The organism is Roseateles sp. GW835-FHT13E02 (assembly GCF_058794035.1).
This window is the reverse complement of sequence record NZ_JBXAGJ010000022.1, coordinates 54,361-73,819: the sequence shown is the minus strand read 5'-3', so window position 1 is coordinate 73,819 and position 19,459 is coordinate 54,361. Positions and strand designations below refer to the sequence as shown.

At 64.6% G+C, this 19,459-nt stretch carries 15 protein-coding genes and 1 tRNA gene; 7 read left to right on the top strand and 9 right to left on the bottom strand.

What is annotated here, in order from left to right; genetic code table 11:
- Positions 1-75 precede the first annotated feature (75 nt).
- Both AC1Q6P_RS19540 and AC1Q6P_RS19535 read right to left on the bottom strand, forming a co-directional pair.
- Entirely contained in the window at positions 76-669 is a 594-nt protein-coding gene (locus AC1Q6P_RS19540) for a GNAT family N-acetyltransferase (protein ID WP_492663063.1), read from the bottom strand.
- 8 nt (positions 670-677) lie between these two features.
- Entirely contained in the window at positions 678-1,604 is a 927-nt protein-coding gene (locus tag AC1Q6P_RS19535) for a dienelactone hydrolase family protein (RefSeq protein WP_492663064.1), read from the bottom strand.
- A gap of 219 nt (positions 1,605-1,823) precedes the next feature.
- Between AC1Q6P_RS19535 and AC1Q6P_RS19530 the strand changes: the two genes are divergently transcribed.
- From AC1Q6P_RS19530 to AC1Q6P_RS19515, 4 genes are all read left to right on the top strand, one after another.
- A complete protein-coding gene (locus AC1Q6P_RS19530; RefSeq protein WP_223696784.1) occupies positions 1,824-2,405 on the top strand; it encodes a GbsR/MarR family transcriptional regulator in 582 nt (193 codons plus the stop codon).
- Between the two features lie 4 nt (positions 2,406-2,409).
- Positions 2,410-3,783 (top strand): cytochrome ubiquinol oxidase subunit I, encoded by a 1,374-nt coding sequence (locus AC1Q6P_RS19525; protein ID WP_492663065.1) that lies wholly within the window; start codon positions 2,410-2,412, stop codon positions 3,781-3,783.
- A gap of 11 nt (positions 3,784-3,794) precedes the next feature.
- Positions 3,795-4,814 (top strand): cytochrome d ubiquinol oxidase subunit II, encoded by a 1,020-nt coding sequence (locus tag AC1Q6P_RS19520; protein ID WP_492663066.1) that lies wholly within the window; start codon positions 3,795-3,797, stop codon positions 4,812-4,814.
- Between the two features lie 172 nt (positions 4,815-4,986).
- On the top strand, positions 4,987-5,283 hold the full coding sequence (locus AC1Q6P_RS19515) for a hypothetical protein (RefSeq protein ID WP_171827861.1): 297 nt from the start codon (positions 4,987-4,989) through the stop codon (positions 5,281-5,283).
- Positions 5,284-5,372: 89 nt separating this feature from the next.
- Here the strand turns inward: AC1Q6P_RS19515 and AC1Q6P_RS19510 are convergent, their stop codons facing one another.
- Positions 5,373-5,897, bottom strand: a complete 525-nt coding sequence (locus tag AC1Q6P_RS19510; RefSeq protein ID WP_171827860.1) for a GNAT family N-acetyltransferase — start codon at positions 5,895-5,897, stop codon at positions 5,373-5,375.
- Between the two features lie 417 nt (positions 5,898-6,314).
- On the opposite strand from AC1Q6P_RS19510, the gene AC1Q6P_RS19505 reads away from it, so the two are divergent.
- Complete coding sequence (locus tag AC1Q6P_RS19505; protein ID WP_492663067.1) at positions 6,315-6,815, top strand: SET domain-containing protein; 501 nt, start codon at positions 6,315-6,317, stop codon at positions 6,813-6,815.
- A gap of 66 nt (positions 6,816-6,881) precedes the next feature.
- Here AC1Q6P_RS19505 and AC1Q6P_RS19500 read toward each other — a convergent pair whose 3' ends face one another.
- Entirely contained in the window at positions 6,882-7,604 is a 723-nt protein-coding gene (locus AC1Q6P_RS19500) for a UPF0149 family protein (protein ID WP_492663068.1), read from the bottom strand.
- An 82-nt stretch (positions 7,605-7,686) separates the two neighbouring features.
- On the bottom strand, positions 7,687-10,329 hold the full coding sequence (gene alaS, locus AC1Q6P_RS19495) for an alanine--tRNA ligase (RefSeq protein WP_492663069.1): 2,643 nt from the start codon (positions 10,327-10,329) through the stop codon (positions 7,687-7,689).
- A 162-nt stretch (positions 10,330-10,491) separates the two neighbouring features.
- Here alaS and AC1Q6P_RS19490 point away from each other — a divergent pair, with 162 nt between their 5' ends.
- On the top strand, positions 10,492-11,982 hold the full coding sequence (locus tag AC1Q6P_RS19490) for an NAD-dependent succinate-semialdehyde dehydrogenase (protein WP_271008781.1): 1,491 nt from the start codon (positions 10,492-10,494) through the stop codon (positions 11,980-11,982).
- 131 nt (positions 11,983-12,113) lie between these two features.
- Here AC1Q6P_RS19490 and AC1Q6P_RS19485 read toward each other — a convergent pair whose 3' ends face one another.
- Complete coding sequence (locus tag AC1Q6P_RS19485) at positions 12,114-15,398, bottom strand: TonB-dependent receptor (RefSeq protein WP_271008782.1); 3,285 nt, start codon at positions 15,396-15,398, stop codon at positions 12,114-12,116.
- Between the two features lie 778 nt (positions 15,399-16,176).
- Between AC1Q6P_RS19485 and AC1Q6P_RS19480 the strand changes: the two genes are divergently transcribed.
- Positions 16,177-17,757 carry a bifunctional metallophosphatase/5'-nucleotidase gene (locus AC1Q6P_RS19480; RefSeq protein WP_171827853.1) on the top strand — a complete coding sequence of 527 codons (1,581 nt, stop codon included), beginning with the start codon at positions 16,177-16,179 and terminating at the stop codon, positions 17,755-17,757.
- A 94-nt stretch (positions 17,758-17,851) separates the two neighbouring features.
- Here the strand turns inward: AC1Q6P_RS19480 and AC1Q6P_RS19475 are convergent, their stop codons facing one another.
- The 3 genes from AC1Q6P_RS19475 to AC1Q6P_RS19465 all read right to left on the bottom strand — a co-directional run bounded on the left by AC1Q6P_RS19475 (position 17,852) and on the right by AC1Q6P_RS19465 (position 19,305).
- Positions 17,852-18,064 carry a hypothetical protein gene (locus tag AC1Q6P_RS19475; protein ID WP_492663070.1) on the bottom strand — a complete coding sequence of 71 codons (213 nt, stop codon included), beginning with the start codon at positions 18,062-18,064 and terminating at the stop codon, positions 17,852-17,854.
- A 222-nt stretch (positions 18,065-18,286) separates the two neighbouring features.
- Positions 18,287-18,360: transfer RNA gene (locus tag AC1Q6P_RS19470), tRNA-Gly, on the bottom strand.
- 72 nt (positions 18,361-18,432) lie between these two features.
- Positions 18,433-19,305 carry a dioxygenase family protein gene (locus AC1Q6P_RS19465; protein ID WP_492663071.1) on the bottom strand — a complete coding sequence of 291 codons (873 nt, stop codon included), beginning with the start codon at positions 19,303-19,305 and terminating at the stop codon, positions 18,433-18,435.
- Positions 19,306-19,459 lie beyond the last annotated feature (154 nt).

Here is a 19,459-nt window from a genome sequence, read left to right as displayed (position 1 = left end):
GAAAATTCACCGGCACCGCGGCGTGATGCCGGCCGGAGCGTGAGGCGCACCCAGCTGGGCTGGGTGGCTGGTTGATCAGGGCGCTTGGTCATCCGGCCAGGCCGGGTTCACCAGGTCAAAGAGCTCATGGTCGCGCCAAGCGCCGGCGATGAAGAGGTAGCGACGGCTCAGGCCAATCGGGTTGAAGCCCAGGCGCTGCAGCACCGCGCGGCTGCGCCGGTTCTCGGGCCGCACGGCCGCCTGCAGCCGGTGCAGGCGCACGCGCGGGCCGAACAGCTCGGCGATGGCGGCTTGCAAGGCCTCGTGCATCAGGCCCTGACCCTGGGCTTGGGCATCCAGGCTGTAACCCAGGCTGGCATTCTGGAAGGGCCCGCGGCTCAGCTGCGAGATGCCGATCTGGCCGATCAGCACGGCCGGTGCCTCGCGGCGCGCGAACCAATAGCGCAGGGCGCTGCCGGCGACAAACTCATCGGCGCCTTGCTGCAGGCGGGCCAGCCCCACCTCGGGCGTCAGAAAGTCAGGCGGCTGGGGCGGGTCCCAGGGGGCGAGGTGTTCGCGGTTGCGCAGCTGGAAATCACGCACCGCCTCGCACAAGGCGGGGGAGGGCGCCCGCAAGAGCAGGCGGGGACTGTGCAGTTCAGTGCTGGCGCCTGCGTTTGTCATCGTCATCGTTGTCGTCATTTCAGCTGTTCGCGCAAAAAGCCCAGCATGGCCTCGCGCGAAGCGGCCCAGGCTTCGGCATTGCCGCCGATATGGACGCCGGCGCCGGGGTTCACTCCGTTGGGTACCTCGCGGCGCAGGCGCACCGGCGCGGCTGCATCGAAGCCGTGGTACGCGCCGGCGTAGGTCTGGAATTGAACGGTGGCGCCACCTGTCTGACCGCGGCTGTGGGCGGCCAGGGCTTCGCAAGGCGCTGCAGCGGTCCAGTCGTCGGCCCCGCCCAGCAGCATCAGCAAGGGCGCCTGAGCGCGGTAGCCGCGCTTGAGTTCGGCTTCGCAGCCCGGGTAGAAGGCGACGGCGGCTCGCGGCTTGGCCGGGTTGGCCTTCACCTCTTCATGGTCGGCGGCCGTGCTGGCCAGCACCGTGCTGCCGCCGTTGGACCAACCCAGCAAGGCGATGCGCGCCGGGTCCACCTCAGGCCGGGCAGCCAGCCATTGCAGGGCGCCCAGGGTGTCGCGGCGGCGTTCGCGCATGGTGACCTGGCGGCTGCCGATGCGCTGGGTGCAGAGCTCGCGCTCACCGCGCGGGCTTAAAGAGTCGAGCACCAGCACATGCCAGCCTTGCTGGTTCAGCAGCGCGCGGTAGCTCTGCATGCGTTCGGCCAGCTGATCCGCCTGGCGGCCCAGGGCGCCGCCGCAGCCGTGCAGCAGCAGCACGGCCGGCCGCGCCGGGGCTTCGACGCCGCTCGCGGCCGGAAACCAATAGCTGCTCAGGGCCAGGGGCTGGCCGTCCTGCTGCGGCAGGCTGGCGATCTGCACCCGCTGCGCGGCGTCGCTGGCCACAGCGGGCGTTGCGGCGCACAGGGTCAGCAGGCTGTGGAGCAGCAGGGGCAGAAGAAGTCGGGGGCGGCTGGGCATGGCGATCAGGTGGGTGGAGTCGGGCAAGGAGCGGGCAGGAGCGGGTAGGAGCGATGAGTCTGCCCAGCTTGCCTCGCATTATTGGTGCCCCACATGGCGCAACAACCTCGCTGCTCGCACGGTCAAGGACTTGTGGACTTGCTGAATTTTCAGGAATTCTTGAAAATTCAGCAAAATCTTGAAGCAGATCAAATTCCTCCACCCTCAAAAGACGCCGGCTTTGCGCTGGCGCAAGGACACACCGCCATGCAAGCCATGAGTCCCCTGGTTCGTAGTTTTGTCGCCCATTTCGGGGAAATGGGCAGCCGTTGGGGCATCAACCGCACTGTCGGGCAGATCTATGCCCTGATTTTTGTCTCGCCCCAGGCCATCAATGCCGATGAGATCGCCGAGAACCTGGAGTTCAGCCGCTCCAATGTCTCCATGGGCCTGAAAGAGTTGCAGGCCTGGCGCCTGGTGCGCTTGCGCCACCTGCCGGGCGACCGGCGCGAGTATTTCGAGGCGCCGTCGGATGCGTGGGAGATCTTCCGCACCCTGGCCGAAGAGCGCCGCCGCCGCGAGATCGAACCGACCCTGTCCATGCTGCGCAATGCCTTGCTGGAGGCGCCGACCTGCGAAGAGGACCGCGTGGCACAGGAGCGCATGCGCGGCATGCACGATCTGATCGAGCTGATGACGACCTGGTTCGACGATGTGCAGAAGATGGACTCGCAGACCCTGGGCCAGCTGATGAAGATGGGCTCCAAGGTGCAGAAGATGCTGGAGCTGCCGGGCCGCATCGGCCGCGCCGTCAGCGGTGTCGCGGGCAAGCCGGCTTCGGAGTTGTGAAGCCATGGACGCCCTTCATGCCCTCGATCCCCTGGTGCTGGCCCGCATGCAGTTCGCCGCCAACATCACCTTCCACATCCTGTTTCCCACCATCAATATCGCCCTGGCCTGGGTGCTGCTGTTCTTCCGCTGGCGCTGGTTGAGCACCCAGCAGGAGGCCTGGCTCCATGCCTACCGTTTCTGGACCAAGGTCTTCGCGCTGAGCTTTGCGCTGGGCGTGGTCAGCGGCATCACCATGAGTTTCCAGTTCGGCACCAACTGGCCGGGCTTCATGGAGCGGGCCGGCAATATCGCCGGGCCGCTGCTCGGCTACGAGGTGCTGACGGCATTCTTCCTGGAGGCGAGTTTCCTCGGCGTGATGCTGTTCGGCCATGGCCGGGTCAGCGAGCGGGTGCATCTGGCCGCGACCTTTCTGGTCGCCTTTGGCACTAGCCTGAGCGCCTTCTGGATCCTGAGCTTGAACTCCTGGATGCAAACGCCCCAGGGCTTCGAGATCGTCAACGGTGAGTTCCATGTGCTGAGCTGGACCGAAGTGATCTTCAACCCCAGCTTCCCCTATCGCCTGGCCCACAAGCTGCTGGCTTCGGGCCTGACCGTGGCCTTCTTGCTGGCCGGCCTGAGCGCCTGGCAGTTGCTCAAGCGCAAGAGCCAGCCCAGCACCTCCCGCGTGCTGCGGGTGGGGCTGACGCTGGGTGCGGTGCTGATCCCGCTGCAGATCCTGGTGGGCGATATGCACGGGCTCAACACGCTCAAGCACCAGCCGGCCAAGGTGGCGGCGATGGAAGGCGTCTGGCAGACCGAACGCGGCGCGCCCTTGCTGCTGTTCGCCTGGCCGAATGAGAAGTCGCGCAGCAATGACTATGCGATCGGCATCCCGAAGCTGGCCAGCCTGATCCTGACCCATGAAGCCGAGGGCGAGATCCGCGGCCTTGACGAGTTCAAGGGCGCGCATCCGCCGGTGGCCCCGCTGTTCTTCGGCTTTCGCATCATGGTCGGCACGGGCGTTCTGATGCTGGCCTTCAGCTGGGCGGGCCTGTGGCTGTACCGCCGCCGCGCCTGGGGGGCTGAGCAACTGCCGCGGCCGCTGCTCTGGGGTCTGAGCGGCATGGCGTTCTCGGGTTGGCTGGCCACCGTGTCCGGCTGGTATGTCACCGAGATCGGCCGCCAGCCCTTCATCGTCTACGGCCTCTTGCGCACCAGCGAGGTGGCCTCGACCACGCCGACGCCGCACATCGCCCTGACTCTGGCGGGCTATGTGACGTTGTATTTGTTCCTGATCGTGGCTTACGTCGGCGTGCTCAAGTACATGGCCGAGAAGCCGCTGGAGCATGGGCCGAGCACGCCCTCGCGCCTGACCCAGAGCCGCACTTTTGCCTGATGGAGGGCCTGATGAACTTTGCGAACCCGGATCTGAGCACGCCTGCCGGCTGGATGCCCTTGGTCTTTCTCGGCCTGATGGGCCTGTCCCTCTTGATTTACGTGGTGCTGGATGGCTACGACCTGGGCGTCGGCCTGCTGATGCTGGGCGCCAGCGATGCCCACAAGGACCAGATGGTGGCCTCGATCGGCCCTTTCTGGGACGCCAACGAAACCTGGTTGGTGCTGGGCGTGGGCATTTTGCTGGTGGCCTTTCCCAAAGCCCATGGCCTGATCCTGCAGGCGCTCTACATGCCGGTGGCGCTGATGCTGCTTGGCTTGATGCTGCGCGGCGTGGCCTTTGACTTTCGCGTCAAGGCGCCGGCTGAGTGGAAGCCCTTCTGGAACGGCAGCTTCATCTTCGGCTCGGCCCTGGCGGCCCTGTCCCAGGGCTGGATGCTGGCGCGCTACATCACCGGCTTTGCCGAGGGCCCGGGCTACACCGCTTTTGCCTTGTTGATTGCCCTGGCCTTGGCGGCCGCCTACGCCATGCTGGGCGCCGGCTGGTTGATCATGAAGATGGACGGCGCCGTGCAGGCCCTGGCCGTGCAGCGGGCCAAGCTGGCCTGGCCGGCGGTGGTCTTGGGTCTGGCGGGCGTGTCGCTGATGACGCCCTGGGTCAGTGCCACGGTCAGCGAGCGCTGGTTCCGCATGCCCGAGCTGATCGCCTTGCTGCCCATCCCGCTGATGACGGCGCTGAGCCTGCTGGCTTTGCGCGCCATGCTGAACTCGCACCGGGTGCGTGGCAAGCTGTGCTGGCTGCCGTTTGCCCTGATGGTGGCCGTGATGTTGTTGGGCGCCCTGGGCCTGGCTTACAGCCTCTATCCCTATGTGCTGATCGACCGCCTGACGGTCTGGCAAGCCGCCGCCGCACCCAAGTCCTTGACCGTCATCCTCTGGGGGGTCTTGGTCACTTTGCCGGCGATTCTGGTCTACACATGGTTTGCTTACCGGGTATTCTGGGGAAAGTCGAGTGAGCTTCGGTATGCTTGACGCCGATCAACCCGGGTTTCACCGGGTGTGGAGCGAAATTCAGGTGGCTGCACCGCTGCCTCATCGCCCAAAACTGCAGTTCGTCGCTTTTTACTGGAGCTGACCCTGCGCCTTGGTGATACTTCGCTCCATTGATGACAGATCGCCCAAAGCAGGCGGGGGAGTATTGGAAATGCAGCAACGTCAAAAGACACGGGCAAGGCACTCAGTCCAGCCCTTCTCTCGTGCCTGGGCCGCGCCCCTGGCGCTCAGCGCCGCTTTCCTGGGATTGGCTTTTCCGCCGGCACCGGTGCAGGCCAGCGAAGTGGTCAAGCTGGCGCGCCTGGTGGTGACGGGCAAGCGCCTGAGTTCCGCCCCGGTCGTTCGTGCCCCGGCCAAGCAACTGCCCAAGGTGGTGGTGGAAGGCCAGGCCACGCCGGAAGAGATGCGCATGGCCGATCTGCGCCGCGCACAGTTCCGCCCAATTTGAGTGAAACCGGCGCTTCTGGCGCGGTGATCATTCCTCATGCAAAAGGCCGCGTTCGCGGCCTTTTGCTTTTTCGGGCGCTTGAACCGTTATCAGTTCCAGCGCGGCGGATTGGGGTGCAGGCGCGCCATGGCCAGGGTGTCGACATAGACCCCGTTGCGCAGGGCGTAGGCGCGCATCAGGCCCTCACGCTGGAAGCCGAAGCTCTCGTAGAGCCGAATTGCCCGGGCGTTGTCGGCATAGACCGTCAGCTCGGTGCGCAAAACCTGACCCCAGTTGTCGGCATAGTCGATCAAGGCGGCCATCAGGGCCCGGCCGATGCCTTGGCCCTGCGCTTCGGCGGCGACCGAGATGCCCATGCCCATGGCGTGGCGGCGACGCAGCGAAGCGCCCGCCGGATGCAGGCCGGCGCTGCCAAGCACCTGGCCCTGAACCTCGGCCACCAAGGACAGATCGGTCTTGCCGGGCACGGCGTTGTCCTGCAGGCGGGCTCGCCAGAGCTCCTCGCTGGGGTAGGGCAGTTGCAGCAGGCCGGAGAAGACTTCAGGGTGGGACATCAGCTGGGCCATGGCGGCGGCGTCTGAAACCTGGCTGCGTCGGATCGTGATCTTCTCCATCGGGGGCTCCTAGAGTTGGAAAGCAAGCGCTTGTTGAAATGCGCGGGGCGAGAAAAGAAAAAGCCCGCTGGGTGGCAGCGGGCTTTTCGGGGGAATCAGGCTTGTGTGGTGAGGCCGGGCCTTCAGCTGTGAGGGGCTGCCCGCTGTTGCAGCCCCACCAGGTGTCCATGTGCATGGGCCAATAGCATGGCGCCCACGCAGGACGGCATCCGGCCCACCACCATGGCACGCTGCTGCATGGGGTGATGCTTGACGCGGCTGCGTTCAGCGTTGCGGCGAGCGGAAATGGCGGCGGAGGTCATGCGACCCAGTATGTCGGCCCGCCCGGCCCTGGGTCAAGCGCGAGGCGATGGGCGCCGATGCAAAGCGGGTGAACTGCGGCGCGGCAGCGACAGGGGCTGCGACAATCGCGCCACCATGCCGCGCCTCTCTGCTTTGCCCACCGAGCCCCGATCTGTGACCCAGGAGGCGCCGCCCGCCGACGCAGCAGCGGCGGGCAAGCGCCCGCCCTTGCCGGCCGAGCGTTTCGCCTTGCGCGTGGGCGAGAGCCCCATCGATGGCTTGGGTGTGTTTGCAGCCGAGCCGATTCCGCATCGGCGCAAGATCGGCGAGCTGCGCGGTGAGGCCATCTCGGTGCGCGAGGCGCGCCGCCGGGCCAAGGGCCGCGAACGCATCCACATCGTCGAGGTTTCCGAAACCCGGGCGGTGGATGCCACTTTGTCCACCGACGCGCTGCGCTGCATCAACCACAGCTGTGCCGCGAACGCGGTGCTGCGCATCAGCCAGGGGCGGGTGGAGTTCTATGCCTTGCGCGATATCGAGGCCGGCGAAGAGCTGACCTGCGATTACGGCGAAAGCCACCACGAGGGGCGGCTGCGCTGCCGCTGTGGCGCGCCCAACTGCGCTGGGCGTTTGTGAGCTGACCCTGCAGCGCCGTCGCCGGCGAGTCTGAGCTCGCCGCCTTCAGGTGCAGGGTGTCAAGCCTCAGGCATCAGGGCCTTCGGCGTCGTTGGCTGCTTCGTCCCGGTCGGCTTGCTGCACCCAGAACAGGCGCAGGTCCTGGGCCGAGAACAGGGCGTCGTCCAGCAACACGTCCTGGTCGACTTCTTCGCCTTCGTCGTAGGCTTCGGCGATATAGGCTTCGCGCTGCTCGCCCGGGGCCATGGCCACGGCGGCCACGGACATCAGCATGGCGTCCAGCATCTGGCCTTCTTCGCTTTCGCTGTCGAAGACGTACCAGGCTTCTTCGAAGTCATCGACGGCTTGCATGAAGCCTTCGACCCACATCAGTCCATTGGGCGGCAGCTGTTCCAGTTGTTCGGCCGTCAGCACGCCCTGGCTCAGCAGGTCGGCCTTGGTGGCCTCGTCGAACTCGGTGATCAGCGGCGTCAGCTGCATGGCTTCCGGGTGGGCGGCCAGAGCTTCGGGGTTGAGGCTGTCGGCGATCTCGTTCCAGCGCTCGTGCAGCACACTCATGAACTCTTCGGTCGCGTCCTGCTCGTCCAGGGCATCGGCCCAGTCTTCGCCGAACAGCGCGTCCATGGCCTGGATGGGCGTGACCACCACCGGGCCGCAGATCAGCGCGGTCAGGTAGCCGTCGAGCATGTCGATGGGCACGGCGGTTTCGTCTTCGGGGGTGGCGGCCACGAGGATCTGCAGGAGAGCGGCCAGGCGCTCGGCGTTTTGGTGGTCAATGGTGTCGCTCATGCGGACTCCTGGTGGGGTGCAGCTGAAAAGAACAAGGGCCCATTCGCTTGGGCCCTTGCGTGTGGGGAGGATGGTAGGGGGTTTACAGGCGTTCTGCCACCCAGGCCTGGACCGAGGCCAGCGCGGCCGGCACGGCCGCCGGCTGCGTGCCGCCGGCCATGGCCAGATCGGGCTTGCCGCCGCCCTTGCCGCCGCATTGCTGGGCGACGAAGCTGACCAGCTCGCCGGCCTTCAGGTCACGGGCGATGTAGTCGGCGGTGACGCCCGCCGACAGGTGCACCTTCTCGCCTTCGATGGCGGCCAGCACGATCACGGCCGAGTGCATCTTGTCGCGCAGCTTGTCGATGGTTTCGCGCAGGGTCTTGGCATCGGCGCCGTCGAGGGTGACGGCCAGGACCTTGGCACCCTTCACATCGATAGCTTGAGTCAACAACTCATTGCTCTGCGCGGCGGCCAGGCGGCTCTTGGCCGTGGCCAGGTCTTTCTCCAGGGCCTTGACCTGGTCCAGCACGGCTTGCAGGCGCGGCTCCAGATCGGCCGGCGCGGTCTTCAGAGTCTGGGCGGCGCGGCTGACCGTGCCTTCCAGCTGCTGCAGATAGGCCAGGGCGTTGTCGCCGGTGACGGCCTCGATGCGGCGCACGCCGGCGGCCACGCCGCCTTCGGACACGATCTTGAACAGGCCGATGTCACCGGTGGCCTTGACGTGGGTGCCGCCGCAGAGTTCCTTGGAAGAGCCGATGCTCAGCACGCGCACGGTCTCGCCGTACTTCTCGCCGAACAGCATCATGGCGCCGCTCTTCTGCGCATCATCGAGCGCCATGACCTCGGCCTTGGCGCCGGCATTGGCCAGGATCTCGGCGTTGACGATGGCCTCGACCTTGGCGATCTGCTCGGCGGTGACCGGGGCGTTGTGGGCAAAGTCGAAACGGGTGCGCTCGGCGTTGACCAGCGAACCCTTTTGCTGCACGTGGGCGCCCAGCACTTCGCGCAAGGCTTTGTGCATCAGGTGGGTGGCGCTGTGGTTGCGCACGGTCTTGGCGCGGGCTTCGGCGTTGACGCGGGCGACAAAGCTGTCGCCGGCCTTGATGCTGCCTTCCAGCACCCGGCCGTGGTGGCCAAAGACATCGGCCTGGATCTTCAGCGTGTCTTCCACGGCGAAGCGGCTGCTGTTGTTGCGCAGCTCGCCGGCATCGCCGGCCTGCCCGCCGCTCTCGGCGTAGAAGGGCGTGTGATCCAGCACGACGACGGCGTCATCGCCGGCATTCGCCTGCTCGACCAGGGCACCGTCCACGTAGACGGCCGTAACTTTGCTGCTCTCGCAGACCAGGTGCTCGTAGCCGTGGAAGGCGGTGGGCTGGCCCTTGTACTCGAGGCCGGCGGCCATCTTGAACTTGCCGGCGGCACGGGCTTGCTCGCGCTGGCGCGTCATGGCGGCGTCGAAGCCGGCCTGGTCGACGGTCACGCCGCGCTCGCGGCAGACGTCGGCGGTCAGGTCGGCGGGGAAGCCGTAGGTGTCGTGCAGCTTGAAAGCCGTTTCGCCGTCGAAGACGGTGCTGCCGCTCTTGCCCATCTCGACCAGGGCGGCTTCCAGGATTTCCATGCCGTTGGCGATGGTCTGGAAGAAGCGCTCTTCTTCCTGCTTGAGGACCTCGGTCACGCGCGCTTGCGCTTGGCGCAGCTCAGGGTAAGCCTCGCCCATCTGGTTCACCAGCTCGGCCACGATCTTGTGGAAGAAGGGGGTGCGGGCGCCCAGCTTGTAGCCGTGGCGGATGGCGCGGCGGGCGATGCGGCGCAGCACATAACCGCGACCTTCATTGCCCGGGATCACGCCGTCGACGATGGTGAAGCTGCAAGCGCGGATGTGGTCGGCGATGACCTTGAGCGAGGCGCTGTCCTTGTCGCAATCCTGAGCGCCCGAGCTGTCCACGGCCGCCTTGGCTGCGGCCAGCAGGGCCACAAAGGTGTCGATCTCGTAGTTCGAGTGCACATGCTGCAGCACGGCGGCCAGGCGCTCCAGGCCCATGCCGGTGTCGACGCTGGGCTTGGGCAGGCGGTGCATCACGCCGTCTTCAGTCCGGTTGAACTGCATGAAGACGTTGTTCCAGATCTCGATGTAGCGGTCGCCGTCTTCGTTCGGGCTGCCCGGAGGGCCACCAGCGACATCGGGGCCGTGGTCGTAGAAGATTTCGGTGCAGGGGCCGCAGGGGCCGGTGTCGCCCATCATCCAGAAGTTGTCGGACATGTAGCGGCCGCCCTTGTTGTCGCCGATGCGCACGATGCGCTCGGCGGGCACGCCCACCACCTTGTTCCAGATCTCGTAAGCCTCGTCGTCTTCGGCGTAGACGGTGACCCAGAGCTTCTCGGCCGGCAGCATGAACTTGGTGGTCAGCAACTCCCAGGCGTAGGAGATGGCGTCATGCTTGAAGTAGTCCCCGAAGCTGAAGTTGCCCAGCATTTCGAAGAAGGTGTGGTGGCGCGCGGTGTAGCCGACGTTGTCCAGGTCGTTGTGCTTGCCGCCAGCGCGGATGCACTTCTGGCTGGTGGTGGCACGGCTGTAGGCGCGCTTGTCGAAGCCCAGGAACACGTCCTTGAACTGGTTCATGCCCGCGTTGGTGAACAGCAGCGTCGGGTCATCGCCAGGCACTACGGGGCTGGACGCCACGATCTGGTGACCTTTGGATTCAAAAAACTTCAGAAACGTCTGGCGAATTTCAGCTGCTTTCATTCCGTGGCTTTCTGCGGGCAGCCCTGTCTTTCGAACAGGGTAAATGCTTGATTTTTGTGGACTTTTGATTATAGGTCGCGGGCCGCACCGTCCGGGCGAGCGGTGGCGGCGAAGCAGGTAGAGTGTGGCCCCAAGAAGCCACGAACCTAGGAGACCTCTGCAATGGACCACAGCAAGAATTCACCCCTGGCCGCACTCGATGACGCCAGCCTTCTGCGCACCCAGGCCTTGATCAACGGCGAGTGGGTGGCCGGCAGCGAACGCTTTGCCGTCGTCGACCCGGCCACTGGCGCGCAACTGGCCGAGGTGGCCAATCTGGGCGCCGGCGATGCGGAAGCGGCGATTGCCGCGGCGCAGAACGCCTTCGGCCCCTGGCGCAGCAAGACGGCCAAGGAGCGCGCCGCCATCCTGATGCGCTGGTCGCAGCTGCTCCACAAGCATGCCGACGACCTGGCCCGCATCATGACGGCCGAACAGGGCAAGCCGCTGGCGGAAGCGCGCGGCGAAGTGGTCTACGGTGCCAGCTTCATCGACTGGTTTGCCGAAGAGGGCAAGCGGGTCTACGGCGAGACCATCCCGACCACCGACAACAACAAGCGCTATCTGGTCATCAAGCAGGCCATGGGTGTGTGCGCGGCCATCACGCCCTGGAATTTTCCGATCGCCATGATCACCCGCAAGGTGGCACCGGCGCTGGCTGCCGGCTGCACGGTGGTGATCAAGCCGGCCGAAGCGACGCCGCTGTCGGCCCTGGCCGTGGCCGAGCTGGCGCAGCGCGCCGGCATGCCGGCCGGTGTGCTCAATGTGCTGACGGCGGACGCCAGCAACTCCATCGCCATCGGCCATGTGCTGTGCGAGAGCGATGTGGTGCGCCATCTGTCCTTCACCGGTTCGACCGAGGTCGGCCGCATCCTGATGCGCCAGTGCGCGCAGACGGTCAAGAAGCTGTCCCTGGAGTTGGGCGGTAACGCGCCTTTCATCGTCTTCGATGACGCCGATCTCGACAGCGCTGTGGAAGGCGCCATCGCCAGCAAGTACCGCAATGCCGGCCAGACCTGCGTTTGTGCCAACCGCCTGTATGTGCAGGCCGGCGTGTACGAGGCCTTCCTTGACAAGCTCAGCGCCAAGGTTGCCGCGCTCAAGGTGGGCAACGGCTTTGAGCCGGGCGTGAACGTCGGCCCGCTGATCGACGAGCAGGCCATGGCCAAGGTGGAGTCGCATGTCAACGACGCGCTGGCCCTGGGCGCGCGACTGCTGAGCGGCGGCAAGCGTGCCAGCGAGCTGGGTGCGCAGTTCTTCGAGCCCACCTTGCTGGCGGATGTGACGCCGCAGATGCTTTGCTCGCGCGAAGAGACCTTTGGCCCGGTGGCGCCGGTGTTCAAGTTTCAGACCGAGGCCGAGGCCATCGCCCTGGCCAACAACACCGAGTTCGGCCTGGCCAGCTACTTCTACAGCCGCGATATCGGCCGGATCTTCCGGGTCGGCGAGGCGCTCGAGTACGGCATGGTGGGTGTCAACACCGGCCTGATCGCCACCGCCGAGGTGCCCTTCGGCGGCGTCAAGCAGTCGGGCCTGGGCCGCGAGGGCGCGCACCACGGCATGGATGATTACGTCGAGATCAAGTACCTCTGCCTGGGTGACATCCAGAAGTGAGCTGAGTTGCTGTGAGTCGCCGAGCTCCCGCTGGAGTCGGCGATCATAAAAAAAGGGGCCGCGTGAGCGGCCCCTTTTGCATTCGCTGACTCCCCAAGGCTGCAGGGCCAAGGAGAGGGCTTTGTGGGTTCTTAGAACTCGTACTTCAGGGTCACTTGCAGTGCCCACTGAGATTCGCCCTTGTTCTGGCGGGTGGTGTAGTCCTCAACGTCCACGGTGTTGTAGACGTACTTGCCATCCTTCATGCCGGCGAAGTTGACAAAGCTGCGCGGGTTGGCGCCGCCCGAACCGCTGGTCGAGCTGCCTTGGAACAGGATCTCATCCACACGGCCCCAACGCTTGTTCAGCAGATTGCCCACGTTCAGGATGTCGAAGGTGAAGACACCCTTGTGCTTGCTGCCAAAGCCCGGAACTTCCTGGCTCACACGCAGATCGAAGCTGTGCACGAAGGGCATGAAGCTGCTGTTGCGCTTGATGACGCTGCCGCGGGCCGCACTCAGGTCCGGGTTGCTGTTGACCACAGCCCAGAAGCGGGCCTCATTGGCTTGGCGTTCAGCGTCAGTCTTGCCGTGGAACAGAACTTCACCCGAGCCCGGAGCTTTGGGGATGTACATCAGGTCGTTGCCGAAGATGCCATCGCCGTTCATGTCGTTGTTGAAGGTCCAGCTGTAGGGCTTGCCTTGACGGCCTTCGTAGAACAAACCGACGGTCGTCTTGTAGCTGCCGACGAAAGCCTTGCTCCAGTTCACCGCGGCGCTGAGGCGATCGCGGATGAGGTAGCTCGAATTGGCTGTGACATCTTCGTTCGGGTTCAGCACCGAGCGGGCGTAGTAGTTGGAGCCGGCGGTGGACGAGGTCAGCGGGCTGACTTCGGTGGCGCTGGTGCGGGTATAGGCTGCTTGCCAGCTCCAACCCTGGTTCTGCTGCGACAGCGACAGAGTCAGTGCGTTGCCGTCACCCTTGGATGTGCGCTCTGCCAGCAGGACATTGCCGAACTTGGTGTTGGCATTGCCGCGAACCTTGCCGCCGCAATTGCTGATCAGCGTGGATCCGCCGTCCCAGCAACTGGTGCCCAGTGCGGCAGCGTTGTAGTAGATCTCACGGCCATCGCTGCCAGTCAGCGTGGGGGTTCCCAGGTTCAGGTGGCGGAAGTAGATGCCGTCCTTGTTCTTGGTGTGGATCCACTCGGCACCGGCTACCAGTCCGTACCAAGGCAGTTCAGTGTCATAGGCCAGATTGAACTTCCAAACCGAGGGCTGCTTGGCGTTCGGTGACAGGATGTCGACGTTGGCAATGGGAGCTTGGCCCGCGATCACGGGTTGCTTGTCCGGGTCTGCACTGAACTTGACCGTGTTGCAGGGTGTGCCGGTGTTCGCGCAGGCAATCTGAGCGGTGGCCATGCCCGTGTTTTGGTAAGGATTGGTCAGCCACACATTGGCGGCTGAGCCTTGGAACAGGCCGAAGCCGCCACGGACTTGCGAACGCTTCTTCTCGACGGCGTCCAACGAGTAGTTGAAGCCAAAACGGGGCTGGATCAGCTTTTGGCCGTCGATGTTGACGGAGTTGTCATAGCCGAAAGCGGTTTTGACATCCGGGTTGTTGATCGGGCGATCGTTGGTGTTGGCCTGGTCGATGCGAAGACCTGCCACGATGGACAGCTTCTTATTGATGGTCCAGGTGTCTTGGGCGAACAGACCCACATTGCTCAGCGTCCAGTTCGCAGCACCGTCAGCCAGCGTTTTGCTGCTGTCCTTGGGCAGTTGCACCGAGTAGCTGGTCGGGATGCCCTTGGTGAACAGATCCACAGGATCCGTACCTTGGAACACATACGCGCCCTTGGTTTGCTGCAGGAAGGCGTTGAAGATCTCATTGCGGCTGTAGTCCGCACCCGCCTTGATTTCGTGGTCGCCCAGAATCAGGTTGCCGGCCACATAGCCGTCCAGGGTCTTGGTCTTCAGTTCATTGAAGTGGCGGCTGGCCTCGGTTCCGAACAGCAGCGTACGGTTGCCGCCTTGGGTGCCCGCCGGAGAGGGCGTAGTCCAGATCAGCGAAACCTGTGGCAGGTTGGAGTTGTTGAGGAAGCCCTTGCTGTAATCGCGGTTCGAGAGCTTGACTTCGGTCGAGAAGTCCGAGGTCCAGTCGGCAAACCATTGGCCCACCAAGGTTTCCAGAACCTTGGACTCCGAGCTCCAATGAGAGTTCAGCGCCAACGAGCGGTTGTTCACGCCGTAGAACAGCGGTTCTTTCTGGTCGGTCTTGGAATAGCGCAGGTTGGCGCGGTGGCTCTCGCTGATGTTCCAGTCCAGCTTCAGCAAGGTGTCCTTGACAGACAGCTCAGTGCCTGCCGGCACTTCAGCAGTGCCCACGTCCATGCCCTTGGCTTTGGCCGCTGCAGTGGCCGCGCTGATTTGCTCAGGGGTGATGCCGACGTTGGTCAAGCTGCTGCCCAGCGGGCCGAACGACGGCGTGGTGCGCGAGCTGTGCAGCTCCTCATAGCTGCCGAAGAAGTACAGCTTGTCCTTGATGATGGGGCCGCCCAGGGTGAAGCCCTTGGTGTCTTCCTTGAACTCCGGCGTGTTGGTGTACAAGCCGCTGGCGCGGCTGTAGCGTTGGCCGGTCAGCTTGTCGTTGCGGTAGACGTAGTAAACGCTGCCCTTGAAATCGTTGGTGCCCGACTTGGTCACCGCATTGATGTTGGCGCCGGTGTAGCCTTGCTGGGTGACATCGAAGTTCGAGATGTTCACCTGAACCGACTGGATGGCGTCGATCGAAATGGGCTGCTTGGCCGTCGGCAGACCATTGGACTCGAGACCGAAGGTGTCGTTGGTACGAACGCCGTCAATGGTCACGGCATTGAAACGAGCGTTCTGACCCAGCGCCGAAATCTCACCACGCTCTTTGTCGGTTTGCGAAATGCGCGGGTCGGTACGTGCGTAGTCCTGCAGATTGCGGGCAATCGAGGCGTAGGCGTCGAGTTCCTTGCGGCTCAGATTGCTGCTGGCACCTTGGGCACCGGCGTTGAACTTGGTGGCTGCGCTGCCGGTCACGGTGACCGTGCTCAAGACATTGCCGCCCAAGGTGAAGTCCAGTGCGGCGGTTTCAGCCAGTGCCAGGAAAACGTCATCGCGTGTCTGTTTGTCAGCGCCCTTGCTCACAACGATGACGTAAGGGCCGCCCACGCGCAGGCCACGGGCTGCGTAGCGACCGTCGGCGTCGGTCACGAGATTGTTGACCGAGCCAGACTCCAGATGACGCACCACGACCGCTGCGCCAGCGACCGGTTTGCCATCAGCGCTGGTGATGCGCCCCGAGATGGCCGAGGTCGTGTTCTGTGCCATTGCCGGAGCGGCCGCCACGATGGCGACTGCGACGCTCAGCGCCGTCCGGGAAAAATCTGACCAATGCCTGCTGCTCATCGTGATTACTCCAATAAAAGCGCTGAAATACGCGTAAAAAATTTGTCACAAAAATGTACATCGAAGGCAGTCGCAAACGTTTACTTGCGACTGATTTCCGCATCGAAGCCACAATGGATTCGGTTTGCAGAGAGTCCTTCTTGTCAAACGTCGGGCCTTGTGTCTGACACTTTCTTCCCGGCCTGAGCTCGCGGAGCTTTCATTCGAAAACGTTTGCGCGCGGGTTCAAAAAAAAGCGGTAGACGGGGCAGAATGTTCAATTGTCGTTCCAGCTTGGGCCTGGGGCCGCATGGGAACTAGATCGCATGACCCAATTTTCCAGCTCCCGAGCGCCTTGGCGATATCCGGGTGCACCCGGAAGTCGGGGGTGTTCGAAGCTCAAAACCGGCCAAATCTGTCTCCAGGACGGACTGTGCCGAGGGGATGTTGAAGTTCCGTGACACCTTCTGTGGCCTGCGTTCTGCGTTGTGAATTCGCGACGAAAGCTCATTGGCCGGGTCTTGGAACACGTGGGCGCGCTGTCACGACGCTTTTTTACGATGACGGTGCTGGTGAAATTCTTGTCGGCCGAGACCGCTCGCGGTCGGATCGGTCTGTTTGCTGCTTTGGGGAGTCTGCCTTGTCTTCATTCATGCACCTTGCCGCTCACGCGCCGGGCCGCGCACGCGCTCAGGGTTCGGCGTCGCGCTGGACAGGCTTGTCCTCTTTGAGCCTGTTGGCGCTTGCCCTGGCGGGCTGTGCTGCGCCCGTGGCGCCGGTCGCGACGACACCTCGCGAGTTGAGCATTTTTTCGATCAACGATTTCCACGGGCATATTCAGCCCAAGTCACCCACGCCTCTGATGCCACGGCTGCCGGATCCGCAGACGGGTGAGATCAAGCCACAGCCCGCTGGTGGCGTGGCCTATCTGGCCGATGCCCTGCAAAAGCTTCGCGCGCCGCGCCAGCACTCGGTGTTTGTGGCTGCAGGCGATTTGATCGGCGCTTCGCCGCAGCTCTCGTCCCTGCTCAAGGATGAGCCGACCCTGAGTGCGCTGGGTGAACTTGGCCTGGTCGCCACATCGTTGGGCAACCATGAGTTGGATGCAGGCCTGCCTGAGCTGATGCGCAAGGCGCGCGGCGAATGCCCCGCGAATGGCTGCGTCTGGCCCGAATTCAAGGGCCCGGGCTTTCCGTACCTGGCGGCCAATCTCCTGGATGCCAACAGCGGCCGGGCCCTGCTGCCCAGCCATGTGATCAAGGAGGTGGGCGGCTACAAGGTCGCTTTCGTGGGTGCTGTGACCCGCGACACACCCCTGGTCGTGGTGCCGCGCGCCATCACTGGCCTGCGCTTCGCTGACGAAGCGGACACCCTGAACGCCTTGGTGCCACAACTGCGTGCCGAGGGCGCGCAATTGCTGGTGGCGGTGATGCACGAAGGCGCCACCCAGGCCGGGGGCGCCAATGATCCGAGCTATGCCTGCCCGGGCATTCAAGGGCGTGGTGTGGACATCGCCAACCGGCTGGATCCGGCCTATGCCCTGATCATCAGTGGCCACACCCACCAAGCCTACACCTGCAAGATCAAGGGCCGCCTGCTGGTGCAAGCCGGCAGCTACGGCGGATGGATCACCGAAAGTCGCCTGACCTTGGACGCCGAAGGCAAGGTGCTGGATGCGCAGGCGGTCAACCATCCGGTGCTGCAATCGGCTTACCAGCCGAATCCGGCGTTTGTGGCCCTGGTGCAGCGCGCGGCGGCCCTCACGGCCGCGGTGCGTACCAAGCCGGTGGCGACTCTGAGCCAAGGCGCTCAGCGCAGCACTCGCGCGCCGTTTGGCGATGGCACGCTGGGCAATCTGGTGGCCGACTCTCAGCTGGCCTACGCCAAAAAGCGTGGTGCAGCGGACATCGCCCTGATGAACCCGGGTGGCATTCGCGCCGACCTCACAGTGGAGCCTGGTCGACCCGTGACCATGAGCGATCTGTTCGCCATCCAACCCTTCGCCAACGAGCTGGTGGTGATGAGCCTCAGCGGCGCACAGTTGCAGGAGCTCTTGCAGCGCCAATTGCCCAAGGGTGATGCCCCGCCGCGAATGCTGCAGATTTCCCACAGCTTGCGCTACCAGTGGACGCAGGATGCCGATGGCAGTTCTCGCCTGACCGAGGTCAAAGTCGACGGCCAACCCCTGGACCTGCAGCGCAACTACCGCGTCGTGGTCAACAACTTCATGGCCGATGGCGGCGATGGCCTGAGCGTGTTGCGCCAGGGCAAGGACCGCGTGCCTCTGGGCGTGGACATCGACGCCATGGTCGAGTGGCTGTCCGAGAACCCTGCGGGCGCCATGGCGCAGATCGAGCCGGGGCGCATTCGCAAGCAGTAAGTTTCGGGCCTACGGCGTCAGAGTCGGAGACGGCCACTTGGTCTTGGCACCCCGTGGCGTCAGTGCGCTTTGCGCGCGTCGCGATCAAATCAAGTCAGCGCTTGTCCCCGCTCATCGTCAGCTGCGCAAAGGCGGCGGCCCAGACATCGAAGCTGGATTCGCTGACCTCCAGGCCATCCAGCCCGCAGCTCGAGAGCTCGGCGCTGGCGCCGGGCTCAAGCCTTGCTGGCTGGGCCGGTGTTGGCAGAGAGTTTGAGGCGCGGCCGGCAAGGGCGAAGGGATTCATGTCGGGCTTGGGGAGTTCCATGCCGACAGCATCGCCCGATTGCCGGGTTTCAACCATCCTCCTGGAGGGGGTGGGCCGCAGCCCCGCCATGCGGGGCTTCCTCCCGATGGGGGTGGGTGCTGGAACTGCGCTAGGAAAACCATTCCAGGCCAGACCCAACACATGGCGGATGGGCTGGGGGGGGGGGCAGAAGGCGCAGTGGAGCAAGACTGACCCCACCAAGGATCAGCAATGGGTGAAAGTTGGAGCGGGCGAAGGGAATCGAACCCTCGTCTTAAGCTTGGGAAGCTTCAGCTCTGCCATTGAGCTACGCCCGCTTGGTGGTGGTGTGCATCAGCTGTACGCTGATGCGCGCGCAAGTATAGCGAGCCGCGCTGGCGAGCCCCGACTCAGCACTTGCCCGATGCCAGGGCCTGCGCCAGGCTGTCAGCGCCCGGACCGAAGGCGTAGGCATCCATGCCGAGGCTGCCGTAGGTCAGGGCGCTGTGGATGCGTCGCGGCGCGTGCAAGCGCCCCTCGGCACCTGCGGCAACAAACCAGGGCAGGAGATGCTCGTCCGTGGGGTGCATCTCCAGCGCGTGCGGCGCTTGTTGGCGGTAGTCCAGCAAGGCCTCCCAATCGCGAACCCGACTGCGAGCCTCCCACCAGGCGCGGAAGGTGGCCGAGGCGGGCAACTCGGGGGCGTCGATCGGCGGCATCTGGCCGCCGGCGAATACCAAGCTCAGGTTGTGGGTCAGGCTGCCGCTACCCATGATCAGCGCGCCGTGGGTTTCGCTCAGGGACTGAAGTGCTTCGCCCAACGCGAACTGCTGGCTCGGGCTTTGGCTGGGCACGAAGGCCAGTGGCAGCACGGGGACGTCGGCGTCTGGATACATGGCTCGCAAAGGAACCCAGATGCCATGGTCCAGGCCGCCCTGAGGCAAGGAATGTACGGTGAGGCCTGCTTTGGCTGTCAGTGCTTGCACCTCGCGGGCCAGCGATGGTGCACCCGGCGCGTCGTAGCGCAAGCAGCGCAGTCGGGGGTCGAAGCCGCCAAAGTCGTAGATGGCCTCATGCCGGGGGCCGGCCAGCAAGACAGGCTGCCGAGCCGCGGTGTGCGCCGAGACGATGAGAATGGCTTCGGGGCGGCCGTGGCGCGCGTCCAGGGTGCGCCCCAACTGCTGCCAGAAGAGGCCAGTTTCATGAGCCTCCAAGGCCGTCATGGGGGAACCGTGGGACAGAAAGAGGCAGGGGAAGCGGCGTTTCGGTGCGGCGATGTTCATGCGTTGATTGGACGCCCGTCCGCCAGGTTCAGGGCTGCAAGCGCCTGAACACAGCATTCAGCGCGATTGCATGGCGTTCTGCTTCAAGGCCCACCAGCCGGCCTGAGTGCTGCCAGAAGGCCTGACGAACAGCAGTGCTCTCGGGGACTCGCTA

Coding starts and splice junctions, on each gene's coding strand:
- AC1Q6P_RS19540 (WP_492663063.1), bottom strand. CDS start 669: ATGACGATGACAAACGCAGGCGCCAGCACTGAACTGCACAGTCCCCGC.
- AC1Q6P_RS19520 (WP_492663066.1), top strand. CDS start 3,795: ATGAACTTTGCGAACCCGGATCTGAGCACGCCTGCCGGCTGGATGCCC.
- AC1Q6P_RS19485 (WP_271008782.1), bottom strand. CDS start 15,398: ATGAGCAGCAGGCATTGGTCAGATTTTTCCCGGACGGCGCTGAGCGTC.
- AC1Q6P_RS19510 (WP_171827860.1), bottom strand. CDS start 5,897: ATGGAGAAGATCACGATCCGACGCAGCCAGGTTTCAGACGCCGCCGCC.
- AC1Q6P_RS19530 (WP_223696784.1), top strand. CDS start 1,824: ATGCAAGCCATGAGTCCCCTGGTTCGTAGTTTTGTCGCCCATTTCGGG.
- AC1Q6P_RS19525 (WP_492663065.1), top strand. CDS start 2,410: ATGGACGCCCTTCATGCCCTCGATCCCCTGGTGCTGGCCCGCATGCAG.
- alaS (WP_492663069.1), bottom strand. CDS start 10,329: ATGAAAGCAGCTGAAATTCGCCAGACGTTTCTGAAGTTTTTTGAATCC.
- AC1Q6P_RS19475 (WP_492663070.1), bottom strand. CDS start 18,064: ATGGAACTCCCCAAGCCCGACATGAATCCCTTCGCCCTTGCCGGCCGC.
- AC1Q6P_RS19515 (WP_171827861.1), top strand. CDS start 4,987: ATGCAGCAACGTCAAAAGACACGGGCAAGGCACTCAGTCCAGCCCTTC.
- AC1Q6P_RS19490 (WP_271008781.1), top strand. CDS start 10,492: ATGGACCACAGCAAGAATTCACCCCTGGCCGCACTCGATGACGCCAGC.
- AC1Q6P_RS19505 (WP_492663067.1), top strand. CDS start 6,315: ATGCCGCGCCTCTCTGCTTTGCCCACCGAGCCCCGATCTGTGACCCAG.
- AC1Q6P_RS19500 (WP_492663068.1), bottom strand. CDS start 7,604: ATGAGCGACACCATTGACCACCAAAACGCCGAGCGCCTGGCCGCTCTC.
- AC1Q6P_RS19465 (WP_492663071.1), bottom strand. CDS start 19,305: ATGAACATCGCCGCACCGAAACGCCGCTTCCCCTGCCTCTTTCTGTCC.